The organism is Photobacterium damselae subsp. damselae, assembly GCF_038086725.1.
GTDB classification, from domain to species: Bacteria; Pseudomonadota; Gammaproteobacteria; order Enterobacterales; family Vibrionaceae; genus Photobacterium; species Photobacterium damselae.
Genome location: NZ_CP146970.1, coordinates 1513937 through 1538777 on the forward strand (window position 1 = coordinate 1513937; position 24841 = coordinate 1538777).

Below are 24841 nucleotides of genomic sequence, written 5' to 3' on the forward strand. Positions count from 1 at the left end.
TCTTATACAGGTTGAGCTGCAATACGGAATTCACTCAAAGATTGACCTTTGTAGTCCATCACGTGTACAGAACAAGCCATACATGGGTCGAAAGAGTGAATAATACGAAGGATTTCAAGTGGCTTAGTTGGCTCTGCCAGTTTTAGACCAACAAGAGAAGCTTCGTATGGACCAATACGTCCGTTACCATCAATAGGGCCAGCGTTCCAAGTCGTTGGGACAACCGCTTGATAGTTCTCAACCAGACCGCCCTTGATACGAATCCAATGGCTTAGTAGACCACGTGGCGCTTCTAAAATGCCCACGCCTTTGTATTCTTTATCTGGGTCAATCGTTGGTTTGATGTAGGTTGTTTGATCTGAATTTAGGTTTGCAACCATAGACTCAAAAGTTTCTAGACCGTGACGAGCAATAACGGTGGTATGAAGCATACGAGCCGCAGTACGACCTAAAGTAGTGAATAGTGCTTGAGCAGGTAGACCAGTTTTCGTTAAGAACTCATCAACAACATCCACAACAGGCTTGTTACCACGAGCATAGTTCACCGCGATGGTCGCAAGAGGACCAACCTCAACAGGTTCACCGTTGTAACGAGGGGATTTAACCCAAGAGTATTTGCCCGCTTCATTAATGGTTGGAATATTACCCATCAGTGTTTCACGCTGAACAAACGGTGTTTTCTCTGGAATTGTAGTGCCATCATACGGATGTTGAGGCTGTTTCGCATCATACCAAGCGTGAGTTACATCTTCTTCAATTAAGCTTGGGTCTACATTTTCAGCATGAGACAGATCGCAGTTACGAATAACACCATCAGTAAATAGATGATCATCTGGGTTAAGCAAGATGGACTCTGCTGCCATAAAGGTGTGAACGTTACAGCCACCAAGAACATCTGGAGAAGTTGCATACGCTTTAGCCGCCATCACCAAATCGGCGTAATAAGCGCGCTCAACAAACTCAGCGACGTGTTGGAATTTTTGCTTAAACTCTTGCAAACGAGCAGGGTCTAGCATGTCACGAACACAAGTTACACCACCAACAACAATAGATTGTGGATGTGGGTTTTTACCGCCCCAAAGTGCCATACACTCAGCTGCAATACGCTGAATTTCTAGTGCTTTTAGATAGTGAGATAAACCAATTAGGTTCTGCTCTGGTGTAAACTTATAGGTTGGGTTGCCCCAGTATGCATTAGCAAATGGACCAAGATTACCCGTATTTACTAAGCCTTGTACCTTCTCTTGTACTGCACGAAGTTCACCTTCACCCGCAGCCATTGGGGTTGCAGAATACTTCATTGCTTCTTGAGCCGCTTTTGCTGGATCAGCACTTAGCGCAGAAACCACATCGATCCAGTCCATGCCATGTAAAATATAGAAATGAACAATGTGATCGTGTAACTGAAGCGTACTTAAAATTAAGCTACGAATATATTTAGCGTTTAAAGGCACTTGTGCATTAATTGCATCTTCAACCGCCAATGTACCGCAAAGATAGTGAGATGAAGTACATACACCACAAATACGTTGCATTAGTAGACCGACATCATAAGGTGTACGGCCTTTCATGATAATTTCTAGACCACGAAACAGGGTAGAAGAGGCGTACGCTTTTTCTACCACATTGTTTTCATCGAGTTCAACCTCGATGCGTAAGTGGCCTTCGATACGGGTAATAGGATCGATAACGACACGTTTACTCATGGATTATTCCTCGACTTTCTTTGCAAAAATACTTGATACAGCGTGAGCACCAATACCAATGGCTGTTAGACCTAAAGTCACCGCGCCAATTGTATCGGCTGTTGCATCTAATCCATGAAGAGGCTTACGACTTAATGGTTTTTCAAAGTCTGCCATATCGTCCCAAAAATCAGGTTCTGAGCAGCCAATACAACCATGACCTGCAAGTACTGGCCAACTGGTGTGCGCATTAAAGCGTTCTGTTGGGCAGTTATTGAAAGTATAAGGACCCTTACAACCCATCTTAAATAGGCAGAATCCATTTTTGGCGTTGTCATCGCCAAACTCTAATACAAATTCACCAGCATCAAAGTGACCACGACGTTCACAGTTATCGTGTACGCGTGCACCATAAGCCCATTTAGGACGGTTAAAGATATCTAGTGCAGGAAGACGGCCAAACATAATGTAGTACATTAACGTACCAGTAATATTCGCTGGGTTTGGTGGGCAGCCTGCAACGTTAATTACAGGTAAGTCTACAACAGCACCTACACCTTTTGCTCCAGTTGGGTTAGGGCTTGCCGCTTGAACACCACCAAAGGATGAACAGGTACCTACACACATAATCGCCGCAGCATCTTTTGTTACGCGTTTGATCAGGTCAACACCCGTTTCTGCTTTGTTACCAATGGTTAAGAATGTGCCGTTATTTGCAGTAGGGATAGCACCTTCAACAGCTAGAAGATATTTACCTTTATAATTTTTGATTGCGTTATCAAGGTTTTCTTCTGCTTGCATACCAGCGGCTGCCATAAGAACTTCTTGGTACTCAAGGGAAACGTGTTCAAACAAAATTGTGCTGATATCAGGAGTTGTTGTACGGACGAATGACTCTGAGCAACCAGTACATTCTGCCATACTTAGCCAAATAAGAGGGACGCGATCAGCTAACTCTGCTGCTTCTGCAACCATAGTGTTAAATGGCATAGGAAGAGCAAGTAGAGAGGTAATAGTCGCACTCCAAATCATAAAGTCGCGACGACTGATGCCATGAGATTCTAACTTTTGTTGAAATGATTCGTCACGAAGAGGTTTCATTTCACGTAATTGAGCAAGTCGTTTCTTACCCAATTCATAGAGGGCTGCATGAGAGTCCATGTATTAACCTTGTAAAAAAGTAATGTTAACAGGGATTAAAAAGCATATTCGCAGCGATTCTATTTCCAAAAAGGAATCCAAAGTGTGATCTAGATCACGTTCAAATCTTTTGTAATACAATAATACTGAAGAAAATAATTATTTTTATGAATTGATCATGTTTTTAGCATGGAAATAATTAATAACTTAGTGATTTAGTTGGGTATTCTGAGCGAAGGGTATTGGTATTGAGTGTTATTATCGTTTGTGGTTTTAAGCAAAATTGAACGGTTTTTATGAAGAAAATAATATTTAATGGCTATAAAAAAACCCACTTACAACGCAGTAAATGGGTTTGTATTGCTCAGTCGTATTTTTTATTCGCCAGCAAGGAAAGTCAGATCTAATTGACAGAAAGCGACAAGAAGAGAAGACGCTGCTGCGTAAAAACCGAACTGATCAAAGCGATGACAAGTTTGACTAAATTGTGGCAACCAATTAAGCAGCTTAGTTTCAACAAATTCTTTTTGCGCAAGCATTAACTCTTCGCGCTGTTCCTCTGTTGGTTGCTGGTTAGCCATAATGATCAAGTTGCCCATAAAGTCTAATTCAACTGCAAGGTGATCGGCTGGCTCATTGAACTCTTTACGTTGTGCAATGCCGTATTGATTCATTAGCTCATTCATCTCTTGAGCTGGCTTGTCGTTTAGTAGACCCGTTTTACCCACATACATAGAAGCATAAGGTAGGGCACCTGATTTTGGAGTGCTTAGGAACAAACCGCAAAAATCAGCGGCCAATTCAAGTTGTGCATCTTCACGGGTTTCTAGTTTTGTCAGTGCAGCTCGTAATGCTTCAACCGGTGCTTTGAGTTCTGCTGTCATTGCAAGGCCAGATAAGAAATTGCACATCTCACCGCCTTGGTAATTTTGGATATTTTCGCTTGTTAATTCATGAGCGAAAAGAGAAGACATCCACCAGTAGATTTCAGCACGTTGTTCGTTGAAAGCAATAAATTCTTGCATGGTCTCTCCAGACTCGTAAACAGATTTAAATATATACCCAAGTAACTTCAAGGTGCTAGGTCTAAAGTCACTTGGGTATAGTATATTTGAATCCACTTCGTTTTGTGAGTATCAAGGTGAAATAAAGGCGATGAACATGACATCCATCGCCTTTTTTATTTCCTTTTAAGCTCTAAGGCTTAGTATCGCTATTCTTACAATGAATTATGCTTTATCCATTGCAGGGAATAGTGGGTCGATATCAGTAACATAGATAGGACCGTCAAAGCCTGTTACAGCCGGTACTGGACCTGTGTACTTCTCAATATCAACCAATGCAGTGTGAGCAGAAGTTGCTTGAGCCAGTTTTGATGTACCGATATCCAGTGTTAGTACGTTTGGATCGCCGTAAGTACAGATAGTACCAGCTTTACCACCATCTAGTGGGCTGTACCATGCACCTTCGTGGATACGACATACGCCCGCAGAGTAATCATCAGTTACTACCGCACCTGCTAATACCTGACCACGGTCGTTAAATACACGAACAAGGTCACCAGACTTAATACCACGAGCTGCTGCATCTTTAGTGCTGATGTAAACAGGTTCACGATCTGCAACAGTGTAAGTTGCACGGAAGTCTGTTGATGAACATAGCTGTGAGTGCAGACGGTGGTTCGGGTGACAACTCTGTAAGTGTAGTGGGAACTTGTCCGATAGAGGACCGCCATGACTACGCTCAGCTTTTTCAAACCACATTGGGTGACCTTGACAGTCATCGTAACCCATATCTGCAATTGTCTTACAGTAGATTTCGATTAGACCTGATGCAGTACCTAGTGGCTCAAGATCTGGTTCGTTACGGAATGATTCATGACGAACCCACTCTTTACCTGCTGGGAATTCGATGAAACCATCACCTGCCCAGAACTTAGTAAAGTTAGGCATACGAACGCCTAGACCACGGCCCTGAAGACGAGCACCGTTATAGATCTCTTCAACCCATTCCATCTTCTCTTTGCCGCCAGTAAACGCTTCTTCGCGGTTAAAGCGACGACATAGATCACGGAAGATATCAAAGTCATCTTTTGATTCGAACATTGGCTCAACAATCTTACGAAGAGCAACGATACCTTTGTTTGAGTGGTTACCAAACTGTTCGATATCATCACGCTCGTAGGTTGTTGTTGCAGGTAATACGATATCTGCAAAACGACAAGTCGCAGTCCACTGGTGCTCAACAGAAACAACAGTTTCCAAATTAGTCCACGCCTTGATCATTTTGTTACGATCTTGGTGGTGGTGGAATGGGTTGTTACCGCTAAAGATAGCCATCTTCATGTATGGGTAAGTGATGTCGTGACCGTTCCACTGAATCTTCTTACCTGGGTTTGCAATACAGTCAACAAAACGTGCAACTGGAATTGCTTTTGCGTAACCCTTGTATGAACCGTTAAAGATTGGCTCAACACCTGTTACACCACTAAAGCCAGACATTAGAGGACCAGCAGAAGTGATAGTACCTGCATCGTTGTAGTGCCAGCCGAAACCGAAACCACCACCTGGTAGACCGATTTGACCTAGCATTGCCGCGATAACGACTAGCATCCAAGCCCACTGCTCACCATGCTGCATACGCTGTAGACACCAGCCACCGATTAGCTGAGTACGGCCTGACGCCATTTGACGAGCAAGAGCGCGAATGTCATCAGCTGGAATACCAGTGATCTTAGCTGCCCACTCAGGCGTTTTCTCAACACCGTCAGTTTTACCAAGTACATATGGCATGAACTTATCAAAGCCAGTAGTGTAATCAGCAATAAACTCTTTGTTGTACAGATTTTCTGAGTACAGAGTATGGGCAATAGCCAGCATCAATGGGATGTCTGTCTGTGGGTTAACAGCAACCTGCTCACCGCCAACAAACTTCATTGTTTCGTTACGTACTGGGTCAACGTGAATTACTTTAATCTCTTTGTTCTTCACTTTCTCAGCAAGTTGCTGCCAGTAACCGTATACGCTGTGATCTGGAACTAACCAACCAACCTGAAGGTTCTTAATTGGGTCAGAACCCCAGATTACGATAGTGTCTGAATGCTCAAGAACTAGCGGCCAAGAAGTCTGCTGCTCGTAAACTTCCATTGCACCAGCAACATACGGAAGAATAACCTGTGCTGCACCTGTTGAGTAGTCACCAGCTTTCGCTAGGAACGTACCGTGTAGGCCGATAGCACGCATCATCATAGTACCAGCAGAGTGTAGTTTACCTACTGACTGCCAACCTGTGTGACCTGCGTAAAGTGCACTTGGACCGTAAGTTTCTTGAACACGGTTTAGCTCGTGGTGGAAGAAGTCCAGTGCTTGAGACCATGGCACACGTACAAAGCGGTTGTTACCACGTTGAGTTGTGTCTGACTTATAACCGTGTTTTAGCCAATCGATACGAACCATTGGGTATTTAACACGTGCTGGGTTGTAAACAACTTCGCGAACACCTTCAAGCATAGAAGTTGGGTGAGGGTCTTTCTCAAAAGGAACTGTTTCTACCCATACACCATCAACAACTTTAGCGCGGAAAGCACCCCAGTGAGAACCTGAAAGCACTTCACCAGTAAAGTTAGCTTTAGCGTCAGTTGCAGCCATTGCTTTGCGTGGTGCTAGTAGGCTAGTACCTACTACAGACGCTGCACTTGCTACCGCTAGACCAGATAGGAAGCGGCGGCGAGAAATGCCTTTATTGTTAACTTGAGTCGCCATATTGGTGAATCCTTAAATAATTTTAAATTCTTTTTCTTTTGGGCGGGGAGGGTATCCCCGCCTTTTAGGATTTATTAGTGAGCGCCTGCGCCACCAGTGTCTTTACCGTGGTTTTGTAGGTACTTCAATAGAGTACGCTCTTCAGTCTTGGTTAGACGGTAATAAGAACTCATGGCTTTAAGACTTGCGATCCAGCCATTTGCAGTAAAATGGCCTGGGTCTGGCGCCGCGTGACATGCGTTACAAGTAGAGCCGTACATCTCTTCTGCGTAGTTCCAGATTGGCTGAATGTTATCGATCATGTCAGCTTTAGTAATCCACGCCTGTACAGCAACGTTCTGCCATACGATATCAGTCGCAGGGTCAGTTTCTTCTTTGATAACTTTCTCGTTTGCTTTCACTTCGCCACGGATAGTTGCTTTAAATACGCGCTTACCCATGTACTCAGTCATAACGCGACCTTTACCTGCTTTCTCAAGCCAGCCGTTTACTTCAACTTTCAGCATGTCGCCTTTACGTTCAAGAACAGTTACTTCAGATGCAGGAAGCAGTTTACCTTCAACTTTGCCTTTCGCATCGTCAGTTGCGTATAGGTCTTTCTCGCCTAGAGAGTAAAGTTTGTCAGCTTTTGCACCTTGTGCTGTTGCTTCTGCTTGTAGGCCTTGGAAGCTCTTCTGGAAGCCGCCAGCCATGTTTGGCAATTCGTGAGCAATACCTTTGTGACACTCGATACAGTTCATGTCTTTAGCAGCCGCTTCTGTCATCGCTTTAGCCGCTTCTGGAGACTGTTTCGCGTGATCCATTGCAGAGTAATCGTGACAGCTCTTACATGTCTTAGATTTCTGCTCAGACATACGGTTCCACACCATTTGAGCAAGTTCTAGACGATGCTCTTCAAATTTCTCTGGAGTATCAATCTTTTTGGTAATGTAGTGGTTGTATACATCTTTCCACGCACCTAGCTTACGCTGGATAGCACCTGGAAGATCTTTTGGCTGGTGACAGTCCACACATTCAGCACGAACACCTGATGCGTTTTTGAAGTGTACACTTTGCTTATACTCTTCGTAGTTTTGCTGCATGGTATGACACGAAGTACAGAATTCTGTTTGAGATGCGTGCTCAAAACCTTTATGAACAGCGAAAATACCCGCCAAAGTAATACCAATACCAACTAGCACAAGCGCAAGCACAGAATACTTGCTACTTGGTTTAGTTAACATTTGCCAAAGTTTTTTCATAGTGGAAGATTCCATAAGAGAATGATGACCACCGTAAGCTACGGTGACGTTTGAATTTTTATGGTTTAATCTTATAGGCACGATATGAATAAGGTTAATGGCTTGAATGAATAGCTCAGGCATGTTTATGACAAATTGTTAATGACGTGCATTTGTGATAATGTTTTTTAAGAACGCCATAACATGATTAAAGAGATAAGCATGAGTCATCACGTACTAGTAGTAGAAGATGAGATTGTTACCCGTACTAAACTAGTTGGGTATTTCGAGAACGAGGGATACAAAGTAAGCCAAGCGGATAGTGGCGAACAGATGCGAGATATTATGGCGACTGAAAAAGTCGATCTCGTAATGCTGGATATTAACCTTCCTGGAGAGGACGGTTTGATGTTAACTCGTGAGCTGCGTAGTCGCTCTGAAGTTGGCATTATTTTGGTTACAGGACGTACCGACAGTATCGACCGAATCGTTGGCCTAGAGATGGGTGCAGACGATTATGTAACTAAGCCATTTGAGCTGCGCGAGCTGCTTGTTCGAGTGAAAAACTTGTTATGGCGCATGAGCTTAGTCGAAAAAGCTCGTGATGAAACCATGGTCGAAATGCAAGAAGATAACATCATTCGTTTTGGCGATTGGCAGTTTGATATCAACAAACGTGCTCTTACTCATAACGGTCTTCCTGTTAAATTAACAAAGGCAGAATATGAGCTTCTTGTGGCGTTTTCATCACATCCAAATGTGGTGTTAAGTCGTGAACGAATTCTAAATATGTTGAGTCATCGTGTTGAAGCTCCAAACGATAGAACCATCGATGTACTGATTCGTCGAATGCGTTCTAAGATGGAAATTGACCCGAAAAATCCACAAATTTTTGTGACCGTTCATGGTGAAGGTTACATGTTTGCTGGCGACTAATTAAGTAAACTGTTGAGTGTAAAATAAGCAAAAAATAGACTTTTAAGCTTGAAATAATTTGTAATAAAAAGGCCGTTTTTCATACCGAAACGGCCTTTTTTTATACATGAAGAAGCGGTTTTATTGATTTGAATCAAAAAATATTAATTGATATTAACGCTCAAAACGTACCAAAAATGGAGTCAAAAATCTCATATCAAAAAACGCTCATTAATTATCGAAATTTCTCGTGAGATTTAACAATTTGGCTAACGTTATTTAGCTAACTCAGTAACAATTCATCTTCTGTTAATTAACCTGCTGTTTTTTTAGACGCTAATTATTAATAGGCCCTGTGTTACTTCTTTCATAATTTACTATTTTTGCCGATTTATCACACAAATTAATGGCGCTATTTGGCTTAAATTCCTAGGATATTTCTTCTATCATTGTGATCTTTATCACCCATTAATAGATTAAACATGCTCTATTCACATAAAATAGGGAGGTTATTAATAAGAATTAGCGATTGGTTGAAGTTTTTTATCCACTTTTAGCTAATAAAAAAGCCTGCACTAAGCAGACTTTTCATTTATTTTATTATTTTTTGTTTAGATATTTGTTTAATCTATTTAGAATCTTTCAAGTATTTTATCGGTTAATGCTTTAATTTGAGGTAGGCTAATGTGGCTATCTTGAGCCAATTCAATCTGCTCTTCTAACACATTTTGCAGTATTTCATTGGTTGTGAGGGGGTTTGCAAGCACAACTCGAAATACGGTTGTCATACGGCGCTGCCACTGTTTCGGTGTAATTCGTGTTCGAGATACAAAAGAGCGACCTGTTTCACGCTGATGTTTTTGAATAAATTGCGTAAGATCGTTTAGCGCATTATGAAGGGTTTCTTTTTCTTCTTCGGTTGCAATCTCTAGTGCTTGCTGAGTTCTAGCTGGCACATAGCGATAAGTAAGCAAACACAATTCAGGTTCCGACACTAACTCAAAGTCAGGGTGCTTATTAATAATGTCAGCGAAATACTGGGCCTTTTCAATACTATTATTGATCAGCAGTTCGTATCCTGGGCGGCTAATAATGTTCAGGCTGGCATACAGCAGCATCGCCATTCCGCTTCTAGAACCTTCAAGAGTATGAGATCCCAGATCTTTAGAACCCTGACGCAAAATATATTCGGCATGGTGTTCAATTGACGCCATCAATTCTGGGTTTTTGAAAATAACCATTCCCGCACCCATAGGGACATACATCTGTTTATGAGCATCAATGGTAACCGAATCGGCCCGCTCAACCCCTGAGAGTAGGTGGCGGTATTTGTTCGACATCAGTGAAGCGCCACCCCAAGCGGCATCAACATGAAAATGGCACTGCTCGCGTTGAGCAATATCGGCCAGTTGATTAAGGGGATCAATATTGCCGGTTTCAGTTGTTCCTGCAATACCAACAATGGCAAACGGTTTGATATTTCGCTGTTTTAGATCTGAAATGGTTGATTCTAGAGCATCAAGGCAAATTCGATTATTTTCATCGGTTTTGATTGCAATCAGATTATCTCTGCCCAGTCCAAGCACATCTGCTGCTTTCTTTAATGAATAGTGACCACGCTCAGAAACCAAAATGGCAAGATCATCATAGCCATAATGTTTCATTGCTTTAAATAAGCCTTCTTGAGCGACACCTTTAAATTCACCGTCGGGTTTTAGAGCGCTGTTTCTTGCAACCCACAACGCTGTAATGTTAGCAATGGTTCCGCCTGAACAAAAAGCGCCTAAAGAATGGTCTGCACTGTGCATCCATTGTTGGTAGAAACTTTCATCTTGGTGATAGATCAAGTTATGAATCATACCAAGAACTTGGCGTTCTAGTGGGGTAAATGCTTTTGAGGTCTCTATTTTTACTAGGTTTTGGTTCAGGCCAATCATAATTTTTGATAAGGGCATCAAAAAGTACGGCAGAGCAGAGGTCATATGGCCAATAAAGCTAGGTGCTGAAGTATGAACAGATTGAGCGACCAATTTATTGAGAAGAAACTGAGTATGATCGGAAACAAAGCTTGGTTGCTCTGGGATATCGTGAGAGGCAAAATCTTGCTCAATTTCCGCTAATGGCTTTTCTATTGCCGCGATATGAGTGCCTAAAAATTCATTTAGGTTTTGAGAGATTTCTTGTTCGATTTTACCTAAAGTTGAATCAGGGGCTTCTGGGATCGTAAAAATACGGTGAAGCGACTCAAGATTCACATCCGCAGTACGTTCTTCTATAGTCATAGCAAGTGTTACATATTCATTAATAACTGAAAATTAATGTTAATCTAATAAAAAAACTTGCTGTTGTCTTGTACTATCTATCAATCTTATTGTGTTAGATTAACCAAGATAGTACAAAACAAGGGGTTAAGTGTAGGCGAAATCAGAACTGATAGTTCATACCGACACTGAGTAAAATATTGTCTTGGTCATAAAAATTAATATTAGAATTGTCGTTTTGATAACCAAGTAGCGATACAAATCCCCAGTCTTTCCAGTCAAAAGGTTGCGCATATTCGTAAGCTAAAAATGCGCCAAACTCATTATTCTCCTGAGTCTTTGCAAAGATTGGATTGGCAGCATCAAAATCGGTGTATTTATAACTTAAGGTAAGGGCGTAGCTAGAACGATCTAAGCGTTGGATCAAAGTTGATGTTACGCCGTAACTATTATTCGACATCGCTTTACCATCAGCATCAATATCACGGTAGTTGATTGCCGTTCTTAACACCGTATTTTGAGTCAGCGGCTTGGTATAAGCTCCCTCAATATAAAGAAGATCCGAATCACGTCGTAATGCTGCACGCTGAGATGGGGTTAATTGTATTTGAGACCAACCACTTTGTTCATTATCAACCGAATATTTACCATAAGCTGTTTGGATAGAAAATGGTGAACCCATAATATTATCAAGCTGAATTCGGAAAGCTTTTACATTAGTGTTTGTTTCATTTCGGTCTTGGTCTGTGACAAAGGGATCTGACCAGGTATCTTGTTCGAGAATACCCGGAATATAGCTAAGAGTCAGTTGGGTTCGATCGGCAAATCGTTGTTTATAACCTGCTTCTATATGAAAACGTCCTAAAGCCACATCTGAGCGTGATGTACCAAAGAAGATTTGTTTATCGGCTTGAGAAAAAGTATAAGACACGGTACCTAAAGGGGCGATGAAAACGTGATTTTGATGACTACCAGAACCTGATAAGTCATGAGTAACCGAGTTATCTTTATCAAACTGAGAATTAGTACTGGTGTAGGCTGTTACCACGGAAATATCACCACTAAATCCTGGCTCCCACGAATTGCCTTTGGCTTGTACTGCTGTCGTAAAGGCTAAAGTACTCACAGTCAGCGCAATATATTGTAATTTCATGTACGTTACCTTGTAACTAAATTGTTTATCATTCACTAGGTTGATTGATGGCGTGATAGTTTAGGCTCTAATGAATGAAGATCAAATTGATGCATAAATGAACATTAAATAAAATCATTTAATATCAATGTCTTATTTGCATTACTTCGTTTTTCGAAACAGTCTTTTTAGGTAAACTGATAAGTGTTGTTTTATTTATAAGCATTTTGTCTCTTCAATTACTCTTATTGTTTCGTTATAAGCATTCAGAGATGGCACTATTTTTTCTGGATGTGTCAAAAGTTCAGCAAATTGACTGCGTAATTGATAATTTTGCACGTGAGGTGGGGCCTGGCGATCTGCAAATGAGAGCTTTGCGACTTTCCCCAATTCATTTTCTTGCTGGGCGAGTAATTTAATGTCTTGCTGCGTCAGTGTTAGCCAAGATTCTGTAGGTAAATTTAGGTTTAGCTTTTGCTTATCGTGAGCCAAATACCAGTTAAAAGCAGATTGGTTAAGATCAAAATGGTGCTGACGAGATTGTATAAACCAGTCACCCACTTCTTGTAAATTAGGATTTTGACGGACAGAGAGGTCGACTAGGTTGTGATACCAAGCCATCGAGGCTTCAACATATTGATGGTATTTGTCGCTATAACACTGATCGTTTTGGCTGTAGGCCATCGCTGGCGAAATACAGAGACAAGCATATATAAAAGACTTTTTCATACTTCTTCCTTGAAGTGATTTGCTGTGTTAAGTATTAGTCGGTATTTCTGATAATGTCTAAATAACTTAAAGACTTATGTCACAGATTTGTGCTTAGCTCAGTAAGAATAGATTGATTTGAACAAAAAGAAAGGCCAGCGAAAACACTGACCTTTCTAATGTTTAAAAAGAGGCGAGGTTAAGATTCAGTTTTGCTCTTCATAGCGAGAGAAATACAATATGCAGCTCCTCCCCAAGTCACAATAAAACCAAATAACATCATAAAAATAGCACTGGTTGTCATCTTATACCTCCTGTTGATTTGGTGACTTAGAAGCTAAGTTAATGATGATAGAAACAACAATCATCATTCCGACCAATCCCCAGCCTAGCGTCAATAGATCAGACATATCGTATCCGCCATAACCTTCGGCAAGCGTTTTATAGAGATTGGTAACTAAAATTATCGCCAGCATGATTGGGCTAATAAAACGAATGCAGAGTTCGAACCACTTACCAATGGTGAAATCAGAGATAGAATTGGCGTATTGACGAATATCTGCAATTTTGACTAACCAGCCAACAATCAGTAGCTCTAGTAGACAGCTAGAAAGTAGAGCGACATTGTTGATGAAGTAATCCACCAAATCGAGTAAGAGCAGACCGCCATTGGTTGCAAACGCCATTGAAACAATAAAACCTGTACCGCAAACAACGATTGCTGCTTTTTTACGTGACCAGTTAAGTTTATCGATAACTGCTGATGTGACCGCCTCAATAATAGAAATATGAGAACTTAGGCCAGCAACCACTAGAGCTAAGAAGAATAGGGGGCCTAAAATATATGGCGCAGGCAGTAAGTTGATTGCAGCAGGAATGGTGACAAAGGCTAAGCCTACGCCAGCTGATACTACTTCTGTCAGTGGTTTTGCTTGCTCTTGTGCCATATAACCTAGTACCGCAAAAATAAGGACACCTGCGGTAATCGAAAAGCCACAGTTAATCAGAACCGTCATAAAAGCATTGTTATTAATGTCTGATTTTGAAGGTAAGTAGCTGGAGTAGGCGATCATAATGGCAAAGCCGACACTCAAGGTGAAGAAGATCTGTCCATAAGCTGCTGACCAGACTTTGGCATCTAAAATTTTGCTAAAATCAGGCTGGAACAGATAGTTGAGTCCGTCTAATGCGCCCGGAAGGAAAACAACGCGGGTTATTAAGCCAAGAACCATAATAAAAAGGAGAGGCATCATAATTTTACTGGCTCTTTCGATTCCGCCTTTAACGCCACTATATATAGCAGCAAACGTGATCGCCCACGCAATCATCATTGGAATGGCGATGTGCAGCTGGAATCCACCTAATTGACTTGGGCTGTGTTCTCCCAGTTTTAAATATTCGCTAAAGAAGAAGGCATTAGTATCGTTACCCCAGCTCTGTTTGAATGAAAATCCAAGGTATGAAATCGCCCAACCAATAACGGCAACATAGTAAACGGCAATAACGGCAGCAATGAATACTTGGAACCAGCCAAGCCACTCATATTTACCTCCCAATTTTGCAAACGCTCGTGGTGCAGCACTGCGCAGTTTATGGCCTAAGGTAAATTCCATAATCATAAATGGAATACCTGCGGTTAGCATGGCAAAAAGGTAGGGGATAAAGAATGCGCCGCCACCATTTTCATAAGCCATGTATGGGAAGCGCCAAATATTGCCTAAACCGATTGCTGATCCCACCGCTGCGAGAATAAATCCTGCTCGTGAGCCCCATTGTTCTCGACTCATAAACATCTCCTTATGTTTACATCTTGTAGATAATTATTCACATGCTATGTAAGTGAAATAACATGTCATGTTCTAAGCGTATCTAGGCTTTAAATGTAAATCAATGGTTAAATTTATGATTAATTATGTTTCTAGTAGCACACTGTGTTGGTGTTTTTCTCTGGACAAACCAGATGATTGCTATCGATATTAGTTCTACAGCGAATATAACTGTGAGATTTATTATTAATAGTTTAATTAACTAGGTTGTTATGAGGGGAAATGACAATAGTGTACCTCGGTATCTTGGCTATATAGAGGGTATGTTGTTTATTACTCTAAGTAATTTACGTGATCTAGTAATAATTTGGTATGAAATGATATTTTTTATTTGTGAATTTAAATTCAATAATTGATGTTTTGTTATTGAAACTGATTTTTGACTCTATGAGATTGTGTCAGGTAGAATCTTGTTTCGCGGCTGCGCATTCATCCAGTCAAATTGAGAGAGAATACAATGATTGTCGAAAATGTGCTTCCTGAGTATTACGCAGAACTGCTTGATGTTTGGGAAAATTCAGTCCGAGCAACCCATGACTTCATAACGGAAGAAGATATTGCGTTTTTTAAACCCATTATTATTGAGCAAGCCTTTCCTGCGGTCACGTTAAAATGTGTTAAAGATGTAAATGGTTCAATTCTTGGTTTCGTGGGAGCTCATGATTCAAAAGTTGAAATGCTGTTTATCTTAAATGAGGCAAGAGGGAAAGGAATAGGTAGATTGCTGCTGCAATACGCAATAGACCAGTTAGATGCAACTAAGGTTGATGTAAACGAGCAGAACCCACAAGCGGTTGGCTTTTACCAATATATGGGATTCAAAGTTGCTTCACGTTCACCTCTTGATGATATGGGAAAACCATTTCCAATTCTGCATATGACACTTTAAAGCTCGGTTTGTCGTAACCCTGTTTGTTAGAAGAAACGCCCAAAGCTAATAACTTTGGGCGTTTCCGTATTTAGTCGAATAAAGATCTTTTCGAATATTATTATACTCTTCAATGATTATTTTAAATTCTTTAAAGATATAAATGTATTGTTCGTAGGATATATTGCGGGGTAGTTTGGCTAAATATCAATATTGCTGTTTTTAATTATTCTTAAAGTCGATAAATATAAAACTTTATTGATATTAATAACAAGGCATTGGCTGTATTTTTGTATGAGAAATTTATTGATTTTTATAGGGTTATATTGATAATGCCAATACTACTTAATGCATGTTGAAGGTGAGAACGATGGATCGTGATATTTATCTATATGGTGGGGTTGAACTAACTTAGTTTTGCCCCATTATCATTCAGAGCAAATACTCATTCATATCGTATTAACGTGATTTAGGATTAGTTTTATTCACTATATATATCAACAGTTATAATGAAACGTGGTGATTTTATCGCTTTAGTTCTGTTTTTAATAAGAAATGTTTCTTGTTAAAAACAGAAGTGAAATCATACCTAAAGAAAAAGTTTTTGGCTTTAATGGCGAACGCATTTCCAAAGGTAGTAATTTGTTGTGGCGAAAGTCGAGTCTAGGCTCAATGACGCAATTCAATCGGGTGTACTGAAATAGGCGTATAACAATAAATTTAAGCAGATTCGCAACGTTTGGCATTTTGGGTTTGAATCAGCTTTAGTGTTTACGGCACAATGCCTTAGGTCAGGTGGTGGTGTTACTCACTACTTAATTTTGCGTTATATCTTCAGGAGATAAAATGTTAAGTACATATATTCGAGATGTTTATAAGGAAAGTGAAACTCAAGAACTCGCAGACGCTATTGAGGACATTGCTTCTGCCATTGATACAAATGGGTGGGCATCGGCTGGTATTTATTGTTTTTGGAACCCTGAAAACAATGAAATACTGTATATTGGGTTAGCCCGAGATCTAAGCAATAGATTTAAAGAGCACAATGGGTTGAAAGCCTGTAAAGAAAGTAGTTGCAAAAAGAGACAAATTAGAGAATGGTTTGAGTCTCACGATTACTTGGGGTATTCGATATTAGTTCAATCACAGTTGAGCCAACCTGAGATCGCTATTAATAAAGATAAAATAGTGCAATCATTAGCCTCTTTTTTATATGACCCGTTGGATGCTATAAGTCAAACAGAAGGGCTATTAATAGAGACTGAAAGACGGTTAAATCATGGTTTCTATAAATGGAATAAGATAAGTGGCGCTTCTAGGGGAAAGGAAAAAGCTCGATCAGAACATACGGAGTTGACAGAACTTTTTACGAATAAAAGAAAAGACTGTTTTGTCGCTTATAATTCAATCCGTCAAATATCAGCTGATGCTACGATAGAAACATTTGAGCTTTACCTACATGGAGTTAGACAAATGATGGCTCTAGAAAACTGGAGTTTTAAAAAGGCATGGTCCATTGTTCCTGACTATTATGCAGAGAAAGAGAGGATAATTGAGCAGGAGTATATTCCAGAATTGTCAGAGTTACTTAGATAGAGATATAACAAACAATTTAAGAGTGATTCAGCACGCGTGGCATTTTTGCCATGGGGTGGTTTTGGTCTTGAAGTGCCATGCAGCAGCTTGGTCATTGCGTGCTTTACACCTTAATTGGGCGTTATCCCTACCTTTCCTAATACCTACCAGCCAAAATAAAGCAGAGTATCTAACTCGTTTTTGTCCAGATGTGTGTTGGCGGGGCATGTAACACGAAATTGCCCCTTTATGCGTTAGACCTTTTACTCATTCATATCGTATTAACGCGGTTTTGGATTAGCTTTATTAGGTTAATTAAATCTATTATTTAAGCGTCACTTTTGGTGCTCTAATTCACAAACACCGCCCATATTGAACATTCTGAAATCAGCAATATCTTTAACAAAATTATAATGTCAAATTTGTACTTGTTTTATATGATTTTTATTATGAAAATGCATGCTTTATTGTACAATTGTCTTGAGCTTCGATCACGAAGTTCGTGAAAGATACATTACGTTAAATAGAGGCAAAAAAGCAAAAATTTTCCTGTATGTATAATAAATATATTCACATTAAAGTTCACATAGAACAAAATGCTATCCACTGTTTTTAACTAAATTTAGAATTAATGTAATGGTTGACACATATAGCTCTTTTGATGAACTTAGTGCACATGAAGTTGAAGGCCGTGATTTTACAATCATACGAGAGAAGAGAGATTCTAATGTTTTAATTATGGCTCCTCATGGCGGAAAAATTGAAAAATGGACAAGTGAAATTGCTTTAGCTCTTGCTGGTAATAATTATTCTTATTACATTTTTGAAGGAAAGAAATTTCAAAATAATTACAAGATGTTACATATTACAAGCACATGTTTTGATGAACCTAAAGCATTAGAAATAGCAAGTAGTAGTGATTATATCGTAGCTATTCATGGAGAAAGAAATACAGAGAAAGAAATTGTATATATTGGAGGTATGAATAAGAATCTTCGAGAGGAGATAACAAGAACTTTAACGCAAAATGAATTTTTAGTTGAAATACACAAATCTGCACATCTACAAGGAACAAATATAAATAATATTTGTAATCGCAGTAAGTATAACGGAGTACAGTTAGAATTAACTTATAAATTGCGTGAAAAGTTACACAGTAGTAGTGAAGTGATGACAAGATTCACTTCTGCTGTAAGAGAAGGACTATCTTCATGTTTCGTTTAAAAAATATAAAACAGAACTAACAGAATCAAATCATTAACTAAAAACTATAACGTTTTTTATTAGATAAATAGTATTCGAGAACTTTGGATTAATTGGTGCATAAAATGAATGTTGATGGATGGTTAATTATTCTTATTTTTTTGGTTGGAATGGTCGCGTTGTTGGGTTTCTTAATAACGAAAACTAAAGGGTTTGGACGATTTTCAACGAGTACTTTCTTAATATTATTAGTATGTATTATAGCCTCATTGATGTTTGCGGCAGATAAAATAGAGGTAGGACTTATATCAAATTTGTTTTTTTCCATCATTGGTTTTGCTGGAGGGTTATTTACAGTGAAGCGCAATGAAGCTTCTACTGAAGATAATTAAATCTAGTGTACATAAATAGAATTATTGTTAAATGACCGCCCACAGTGGCGGTCTTTTTGTACCCTAAAGGTACTTTGTGAAGAAGTTACCAATACTTTTCCTAATATCAACCAGCCTGAATAGAGCTGGCTATCTAACAAAGTTTTGTCCAATAACGAGTTAGCTATCATGGCTAGCTCAGAAATGCCCCGACTTAAGGTAGAGTAAACACTCATTCAGGCTCTTATTGAAGTTCATTTGCCCTACTAAAAGTTATCCATTTAGATAGTAGTTCCAGCTGTAAATCTAGTCAGCGTTTGCAGCCAGTATCCCGTCAAGCAATACAGTTTGAAAGTCTCTAGATGAATCTTACGACCTCCATATAAAAACAATGGCTATGTCACTAAGCACATAAATTTACGATGTTTTAGATATCATATTCTGCTAAATTCTACCAAAAATTTTCAGGGCATTGATTTATGAATGAAGATATTGTGGTATCAACTACCGAGTCAGAAATACCCCAAGAAAACCCAATTGAGACGTTGCGTATATACGACTTGGAGCATGGGGTTGGCTATAAAAAAAGTGATATCGATTTATCTCAAAACGCCGACTTACTATCGTTTCTTATCAAACTTTCTCAAGAGACGATGAATAGTAACTCTTCTCGAGCTTACACTTTTAATGAGGAAGCTTATGTGGAGTCAGAACTTAGCTCGCTCTTGAGTGATCCTGATTTACACTCAACCAATATTGCCGATCACCTTTATGAAGCAGAAGAGAAATCTCGTTTCAAAACATCGGATGGTTCATTTATCATCGTGAAACTAAAAACAGACCAACGGCATTGCTACCTACTTACGAAGCTTGACTTCAAGAAGTATTTTGAAGAGAAAACATACAAACTTAAATCAGGCCTACCTGAAGATAAAGCGATTCTGAAATCTTGTTTGGTAAACATCAATCAGGATGAGTCTTTTCAAGATGCGATTTACTTAACGGACAAAAATGGCGCTATTTCGTTTTTTTGGCATACCGATTTTTTAGATGCGACACCGCAGCGCAATAACGAAACCAATACTAAGGAAGTTTTTGACTTAGTTGGTCGCTTGCTTCGTAGTAAAGTAAAAAAAGTATCTGAAGCCGACTATTTTGGCTTAAAAGACTGTGTCAACTCTTACTTCAACACTAAGGAAGTTTTCAATTTTGATGAGTTCATCGATGAGACTATTGACGCCTACACCCCTTTGACCGAAGGATTTACGGTTGAAGACTTTGTTTCGAATCTGCGTGAAGCGAAAAGAACGAGAGAGTTTGACGGTTCATTTGAAATTGACAAAACGTATATTAAGAAGAAGATCAAAGAGACTATTACCGTGAATGCGGGAGTTACTCTGATTATTCAAGGCAGTACTAACGATATCATCTATGAAGTCACTCATAATGATAAAGACTACATAATGATTGAAAACAACTCTCCGCGAGGACGGTTCAATAGAAAAGAGCTCGATTAAGATGTCCGTTCAATTTTTTGAAGATGAGAGTACTTTTTCTTGTACGTTAACATTAGATGAACAAGATTGGGTAAGTCACTTTAGTAGCTTTTCCGATATTGTGCTGGGTGCAAAAAATCACTCAGCCAACTGTAATGTGACAGTCTTTCATGTTGGCGAAGAAGAAGATTCCTTTCCCCTTAATGATCATTCACTTGCGAATGTCGAGGCGTGCACTACAGAGATATTTCAAATTGAAACCGATAGGTCCAAAGTATCAGTAAAGCTTGTAGCAATAAAAGATAACCCAAATCGCGTCTTGCAAATCTACTCAAGTAAACACTTCATAGCGTATCTGGCGTCGAAAAAAATGACGCTTCAATTTAAGTACATTCTAGCCACTTTGAAGAACAACTATGACAGTATCAGGCACGTAAATTTTGATAAAAATATATCAGATATTTCGTTCACATGTGGTGACAACCATATCTTATCGAACAAGACACGTGCACTAAATGACGTAACTGATATCGAAAATTGCTACGTAGAGTATTTGAGTGACCTCAATACCAAGTTTTTCAGTGACACTTTGTTATTTGATTACATACTTAAGCTTCGAACTTTAGCATCACTTGCTGTGTTATGTCGAAAATGTGCATTAGATAGGCTAAGTTTCGTATTCGATGGAGACAAAACACTAGACTTAGCGAACGAAGAAATTGAGTTTTATTATAGCTATGGACAAGTGATTTACGACATGTACTTGTGGGGTTACTGCGACGAACGACATCCAACGCGAGTTAGCATTATAAATCACGTAATCGCGCAGCATCAGTATGTTCGGGACTCGTTCAAACGCTATGTGTTTGATATTTTGGAGTCTAACTATAAGGTCTATATAACTGACAATTTTGAGCAATATGTAGAAGTAACATCAAAACTATCTGACTTTCTTTACGAAACAACAGCTAAAATTGGCGATAAGATTTCTGACAGTATCTCTTCGGCAAGAAACGTACTAATACTTACACTCTCTTACTTTTTCACGATTATTGTCTTTACAGGTATAGACAAAGGAAAAGTAGAGAACGTGTTTAACTTTGAAATTGCCGCTTTATCTACCATTTTCATTCTGGGAGGGTTATTAAATCTTCATTGGATACGCAAAGAAATAGTGTCAAATACTGAGCTGGCGCGAACTCAGTTAAATGAAATGGTTGATAGATATACGTACTATATAGGTGATGGAGAGCTTAATGGAATAAGGGAATGTAATTCACTATCTCTGGTTGAATCTAAAGCGAAACAACGACGAGTTTATGTGTCAACAGCAATAGTCCTACTAGCGTTATTATTCTTTGTTTGGGGAATGTACAGCCTAAAAAGTCCTTTATCGTTTTGGGACTCTATCGTTGCTGACACACAAAAGACAACCGAAGCTCTTACTAATACTGAAAACAAGCCAAAACCGGACAAGAAACTTAATAAGCCAAGAGACGCTATCGTAATTGGTACAGAACAACAGGAAAAAAGTACTGCCAATGTTAACTATGCGCACGAAAGGCAACTTGTTGAGTTGGCGAAACCCTCAGAATAAAGCTCCTTCCGGAGCTTTTATTGTCGTCCATAAACCACCGACTTTGGGGGGATGGGTGATATTAGAAGTTCATCTGCAGAGGTATAATTAATATGGTCACTCAATTAGAAGTTTTGCAATACTTCAAGTAATGCTTTAAATGCTAATTTGGCAAAATCATTAACGGATTTTTGTCCAAAAATCATCTAAATGCTCAGGAAAACCCTGAGCATTTAACAAAACATAAAGTGTCATATATCTCTCAGTAAATAATGAACATTCGCTAACCATATACCAAATAAACTAAGAAAAATTTAAAAGTCCATATGTTTAATATTAATTAATCCATATCACCTAACGTAACTTATTTCGTAGCATTCGAAATTAACAATCACCCCAACAAAACCACACCTAAAACAAAAAATTGCCATTTTCTTTGTCAAATCCCACAATCTGATTCTACACTTATGTTAACAAATGGTTACAATATCAAGGCGCATAGGGGAGAACAGGAATGGAATTTAGTTTGAGACTCGCTTTATTATCAACTGGTGTTACTTTTGCGTATTTGGTTGCTTTTGGTCTTATTGCCTTACATGCGTAATCGTTCTTACAAGCCGTAACAAATTGGGCAGGGAAGCAATGACAAACTATGGCTCTCTGCTCATTTTTATTTAGGTAAGTTGAGTATAATCCACGCCATGATCTGTTGTTGTCGGAGGATTTGTCATGAATCATCTACCTTTTACTTTATCCACATTAGAGTCTGAGCTCTGGCAACCAATTGCTGAAGATTTTTGTGGCAAAAAATATCAAAAAATTGCGTTGGTTGTACAAGGTGGAGGACAAAGAGGCATTTTTACCGCTGGTGTGCTGGATGCTTTCCTTGAGGCAAATTTTGATCCTTTCCAGCTTTATATTGGCACATCAGCAGGAGCTTTAAATCTCTCTTCGTTCATTAGCCGACAAGAGATGTTTGGCTATAATTTTATTACTCAATACACCTCACAAGACAACTTCTTTAGTCTTTATAAATACCTCAGCCAACAACGCTCTATGGATTTAGATTGGGCTCTGGATATTGTTGCGCCCGATGGTTCAATGGCATTGGATTTTTCCCAAGCACAAAAAACATTAGTGGGACGAAAAGCATTTGCCTGCGCCACCAGAAAAGACTCATTACAAGATATTTATCTACCCATGTACCAGGATAACTGGCGAGATGTTCTGCGTGCCAGTTGCGCGATCCCCGTGTTGTATCAACATCCCGTTAATATTGGCGATTTAGAGTGGGTTGATGGCGGTGTAAGTGCTGCAATTCCAGCTAAAGAAGCTTGGCGTCAAGGGGCCGATCTGGTTGTGATTATTCGTACCGAATCGTTAGACATAGAACTGGATGATGAAAGCGAGCAAAGTGCAATTCAAGACTGGAAAGATAGACTAGAGCAAGAGCTGCCAGAATATGTTGAAAAGCTTAACTTACAAGAGTCATTAGATAAGTTTCGGGTTTTTCACAGTGAGATCTCCGAGCGATTTTCACAGTGGAAAAATGAGCTACCTTGGCGTGATTTGGATAAAACCGATCAAGAGCTAGAGATTGAAGCGAACGTGACTCAAGCCACCGAATCAATTAATAAAAAAGGGTGGTTGACTCAAGATAATATTGAACGCTTTTTAAAACTGGCAGGGTATAGCCGCAGCGCCGAAGTGATCGAAATGTTAACGCGCTACTATGAAACCTACAAAGACATGAATGATTTTATTGAGTCGCCACCAGCAGGGCTTGATGTAATTCAGATAGCACCAGAAGCTCAGTTAAAAAGTCGAGCTTTGCTCAGCAATGCAGATGATTTAGAAATGGATTATCGGCAGGGTAAGTTAATTGGTCGTGAGTTCGTTAAACATTATAGCGCAGTATTAAAGTTGCCTGATGATTTACCAAAAGCATCCTAACTTAACGCTGTTATTTGTCCCTTTAATAAAAAAGAAGCACCCAAGTGGATGCTTCTTCTTTTTTATCAAGACAAGAAATCTAGATTACGCTAGAACTTCTTGTAGCCAAGGCCAACCCTGCTTCTTACGGCTTAATGTGTTTTCCATCATTAGCATGCCGTCGTTAGCGTGTTGGTCTAGGATATTATTCCACTCACCTTTGTATAGTAGGCGAGTTGTGCTAGTTGTGATGTCTGTTAGCATTAGAGCAGCCATTGCTAGCTTCTCTTCGTCACAACGACGCTGTAGATCAGCTTCTAGCTCTTCGATCATCTCTTCAACTTGCTCTAGAGTTGCAAGTTCGATCTGACCAACAACAACGTCACGACCGTTGAATGGGTAGCCTTTAAGGTCTTTTTCAACAAGTTGTGCTGCAGTTAGACCTGCAATGTCAGTTTTAGCGATAAGAAGTGCTTTGATGAATGCATCAAGATCTTCAATACCTGCGATTGCTGCAAGCTCAGCAACAGCATCTTTATCTTTTTGAGTACAAGTTGGAGAAGCGAAACCTACTGTATCAGATAGGATTGCAGACATCATAAGAAGTGCTAGTTCACGAGTGATTTCGTGACCTTCAATCTTAAATAGGTTGAATAGTACAGTACAAGTACAACCTACAGGCCAGATCCAAGCTTCTAGAGGGTTAATTGTCATTACATCACCTAGACGGTGGTGGTCAACAATACCTACAACTTCTGCTTCTGCTAGATCATCAGGAGCTTGAGCAAGATCTGAATAGTCAACTAGCCATACTTTTTCGCCAGCAACGCTAGTACGTAGTTCTGGTGCTGCTACGCCTGCAATCTCAAGGATGTGTTGAGTTTCGCGGTTTAGCTCACCTTGACGAATAGCTGTAGCTTCAAGACCACGAGCTTTAAGAAGAGCTGTACATACTAGTGCTGAACAGATGCTATCGCTATCTGGGTTTTTGTGACCTACTACTTGGATCATGATGTTTCCTTTACGACATCGACACATTGAGATGCATCGTAGTGTTAGACTAACTTGACCACTTAGGATGGGTAAACGGCATTCACTGTTTACGAGTAGAGTAGGGTTCCTGAAATCTTCTGGAAACTCATATCACTAAATGATCGGATGGAGTGATTTTA

Annotated in this window: 19 protein-coding genes; 8 read left to right on the forward strand and 11 right to left on the reverse strand. The window is 39.6% G+C overall.

Annotation, left to right across the window (positions count from 1 at the left end):
- Positions 1–2 precede the first annotated feature (2 nt).
- The 5 genes from WAX86_RS06930 to torC all read right to left on the reverse strand — a co-directional run bounded on the left by WAX86_RS06930 (position 3) and on the right by torC (position 7827).
- Positions 3–1706: a nickel-dependent hydrogenase large subunit gene (locus WAX86_RS06930; RefSeq protein WP_005299657.1), complete on the reverse strand. Its 1704-nt coding sequence runs from the start codon at positions 1704–1706 to the stop codon at positions 3–5.
- Positions 1707–1709: 3 nt separating this feature from the next.
- Positions 1710–2846, reverse strand: a complete 1137-nt coding sequence (locus WAX86_RS06935) for a hydrogenase small subunit (protein ID WP_068946745.1) — start codon at positions 2844–2846, stop codon at positions 1710–1712.
- 356 nt (positions 2847–3202) lie between these two features.
- Complete coding sequence (gene torD, locus WAX86_RS06940; protein ID WP_005299653.1) at positions 3203–3850, reverse strand: molecular chaperone TorD; 648 nt, start codon at positions 3848–3850, stop codon at positions 3203–3205.
- 204 nt (positions 3851–4054) lie between these two features.
- Positions 4055–6586: a trimethylamine-N-oxide reductase TorA gene (gene torA, locus WAX86_RS06945; RefSeq protein ID WP_341489329.1), complete on the reverse strand. Its 2532-nt coding sequence runs from the start codon at positions 6584–6586 to the stop codon at positions 4055–4057.
- A gap of 74 nt (positions 6587–6660) precedes the next feature.
- A complete protein-coding gene (gene torC, locus WAX86_RS06950; RefSeq protein WP_036763971.1) occupies positions 6661–7827 on the reverse strand; it encodes a pentaheme c-type cytochrome TorC in 1167 nt (388 codons plus the stop codon).
- Between the two features lie 201 nt (positions 7828–8028).
- Between torC and torR the strand changes: the two genes are divergently transcribed.
- Positions 8029–8742 carry a two-component system response regulator TorR gene (torR, locus tag WAX86_RS06955; protein WP_005299648.1) on the forward strand — a complete coding sequence of 238 codons (714 nt, stop codon included), beginning with the start codon at positions 8029–8031 and terminating at the stop codon, positions 8740–8742.
- 611 nt (positions 8743–9353) lie between these two features.
- On the opposite strand, the gene panP is transcribed toward torR, so the two are convergent.
- The 5 genes from panP to WAX86_RS06980 form a co-directional block, all read right to left on the reverse strand.
- Positions 9354–11003, reverse strand: coding sequence for a pyridoxal-dependent aspartate 1-decarboxylase PanP (panP, locus tag WAX86_RS06960; RefSeq protein ID WP_341489330.1), 1650 nt, complete (start codon positions 11001–11003; stop codon positions 9354–9356).
- A 142-nt stretch (positions 11004–11145) separates the two neighbouring features.
- The gene (locus WAX86_RS06965; protein ID WP_065172125.1) at positions 11146–12135 is read right to left on the reverse strand and encodes a DUF2860 domain-containing protein; all 990 of its coding nucleotides are present in this window, start codon (positions 12133–12135) and stop codon (positions 11146–11148) included.
- Between the two features lie 195 nt (positions 12136–12330).
- Entirely contained in the window at positions 12331–12843 is a 513-nt protein-coding gene (locus WAX86_RS06970) for a hypothetical protein (protein ID WP_341489331.1), read from the reverse strand.
- 178 nt (positions 12844–13021) lie between these two features.
- Positions 13022–13126, reverse strand: a complete 105-nt coding sequence (locus WAX86_RS06975; RefSeq protein ID WP_106142551.1) for a MetS family NSS transporter small subunit — start codon at positions 13124–13126, stop codon at positions 13022–13024.
- 1 nt (position 13127) lies between these two features.
- Positions 13128–14609, reverse strand: coding sequence for a sodium-dependent transporter (locus tag WAX86_RS06980; RefSeq protein ID WP_115426795.1), 1482 nt, complete (start codon positions 14607–14609; stop codon positions 13128–13130).
- A gap of 496 nt (positions 14610–15105) precedes the next feature.
- On the opposite strand from WAX86_RS06980, the gene WAX86_RS06985 reads away from it, so the two are divergent.
- From WAX86_RS06985 to WAX86_RS07015, 7 genes are all read left to right on the forward strand, one after another.
- Entirely contained in the window at positions 15106–15537 is a 432-nt protein-coding gene (locus WAX86_RS06985) for a GNAT family N-acetyltransferase (RefSeq protein WP_341489332.1), read from the forward strand.
- An 825-nt stretch (positions 15538–16362) separates the two neighbouring features.
- Positions 16363–17112 carry a GIY-YIG nuclease family protein gene (locus tag WAX86_RS06990; protein ID WP_341489333.1) on the forward strand — a complete coding sequence of 250 codons (750 nt, stop codon included), beginning with the start codon at positions 16363–16365 and terminating at the stop codon, positions 17110–17112.
- Between the two features lie 615 nt (positions 17113–17727).
- Positions 17728–18315 carry a poly-gamma-glutamate hydrolase family protein gene (locus tag WAX86_RS06995; protein ID WP_272468695.1) on the forward strand — a complete coding sequence of 196 codons (588 nt, stop codon included), beginning with the start codon at positions 17728–17730 and terminating at the stop codon, positions 18313–18315.
- 104 nt (positions 18316–18419) lie between these two features.
- Positions 18420–18686 (forward strand): hypothetical protein, encoded by a 267-nt coding sequence (locus tag WAX86_RS07000; RefSeq protein ID WP_341489334.1) that lies wholly within the window; start codon positions 18420–18422, stop codon positions 18684–18686.
- 458 nt (positions 18687–19144) lie between these two features.
- The gene (locus WAX86_RS07005; RefSeq protein WP_341489335.1) at positions 19145–20182 is read left to right on the forward strand and encodes a nucleoid-associated protein; all 1038 of its coding nucleotides are present in this window, start codon (positions 19145–19147) and stop codon (positions 20180–20182) included.
- 1 nt (position 20183) lies between these two features.
- Positions 20184–21758, forward strand: coding sequence for a hypothetical protein (locus WAX86_RS07010; RefSeq protein WP_341489336.1), 1575 nt, complete (start codon positions 20184–20186; stop codon positions 21756–21758).
- Positions 21759–22466: 708 nt separating this feature from the next.
- Complete coding sequence (locus tag WAX86_RS07015) at positions 22467–23690, forward strand: patatin family protein (protein WP_341489337.1); 1224 nt, start codon at positions 22467–22469, stop codon at positions 23688–23690.
- A gap of 84 nt (positions 23691–23774) precedes the next feature.
- Here WAX86_RS07015 and WAX86_RS07020 read toward each other — a convergent pair whose 3' ends face one another.
- Entirely contained in the window at positions 23775–24680 is a 906-nt protein-coding gene (locus WAX86_RS07020; protein WP_005299625.1) for a manganese-dependent inorganic pyrophosphatase, read from the reverse strand.
- Between the last annotated feature and the right edge of the window lie 161 nt (positions 24681–24841).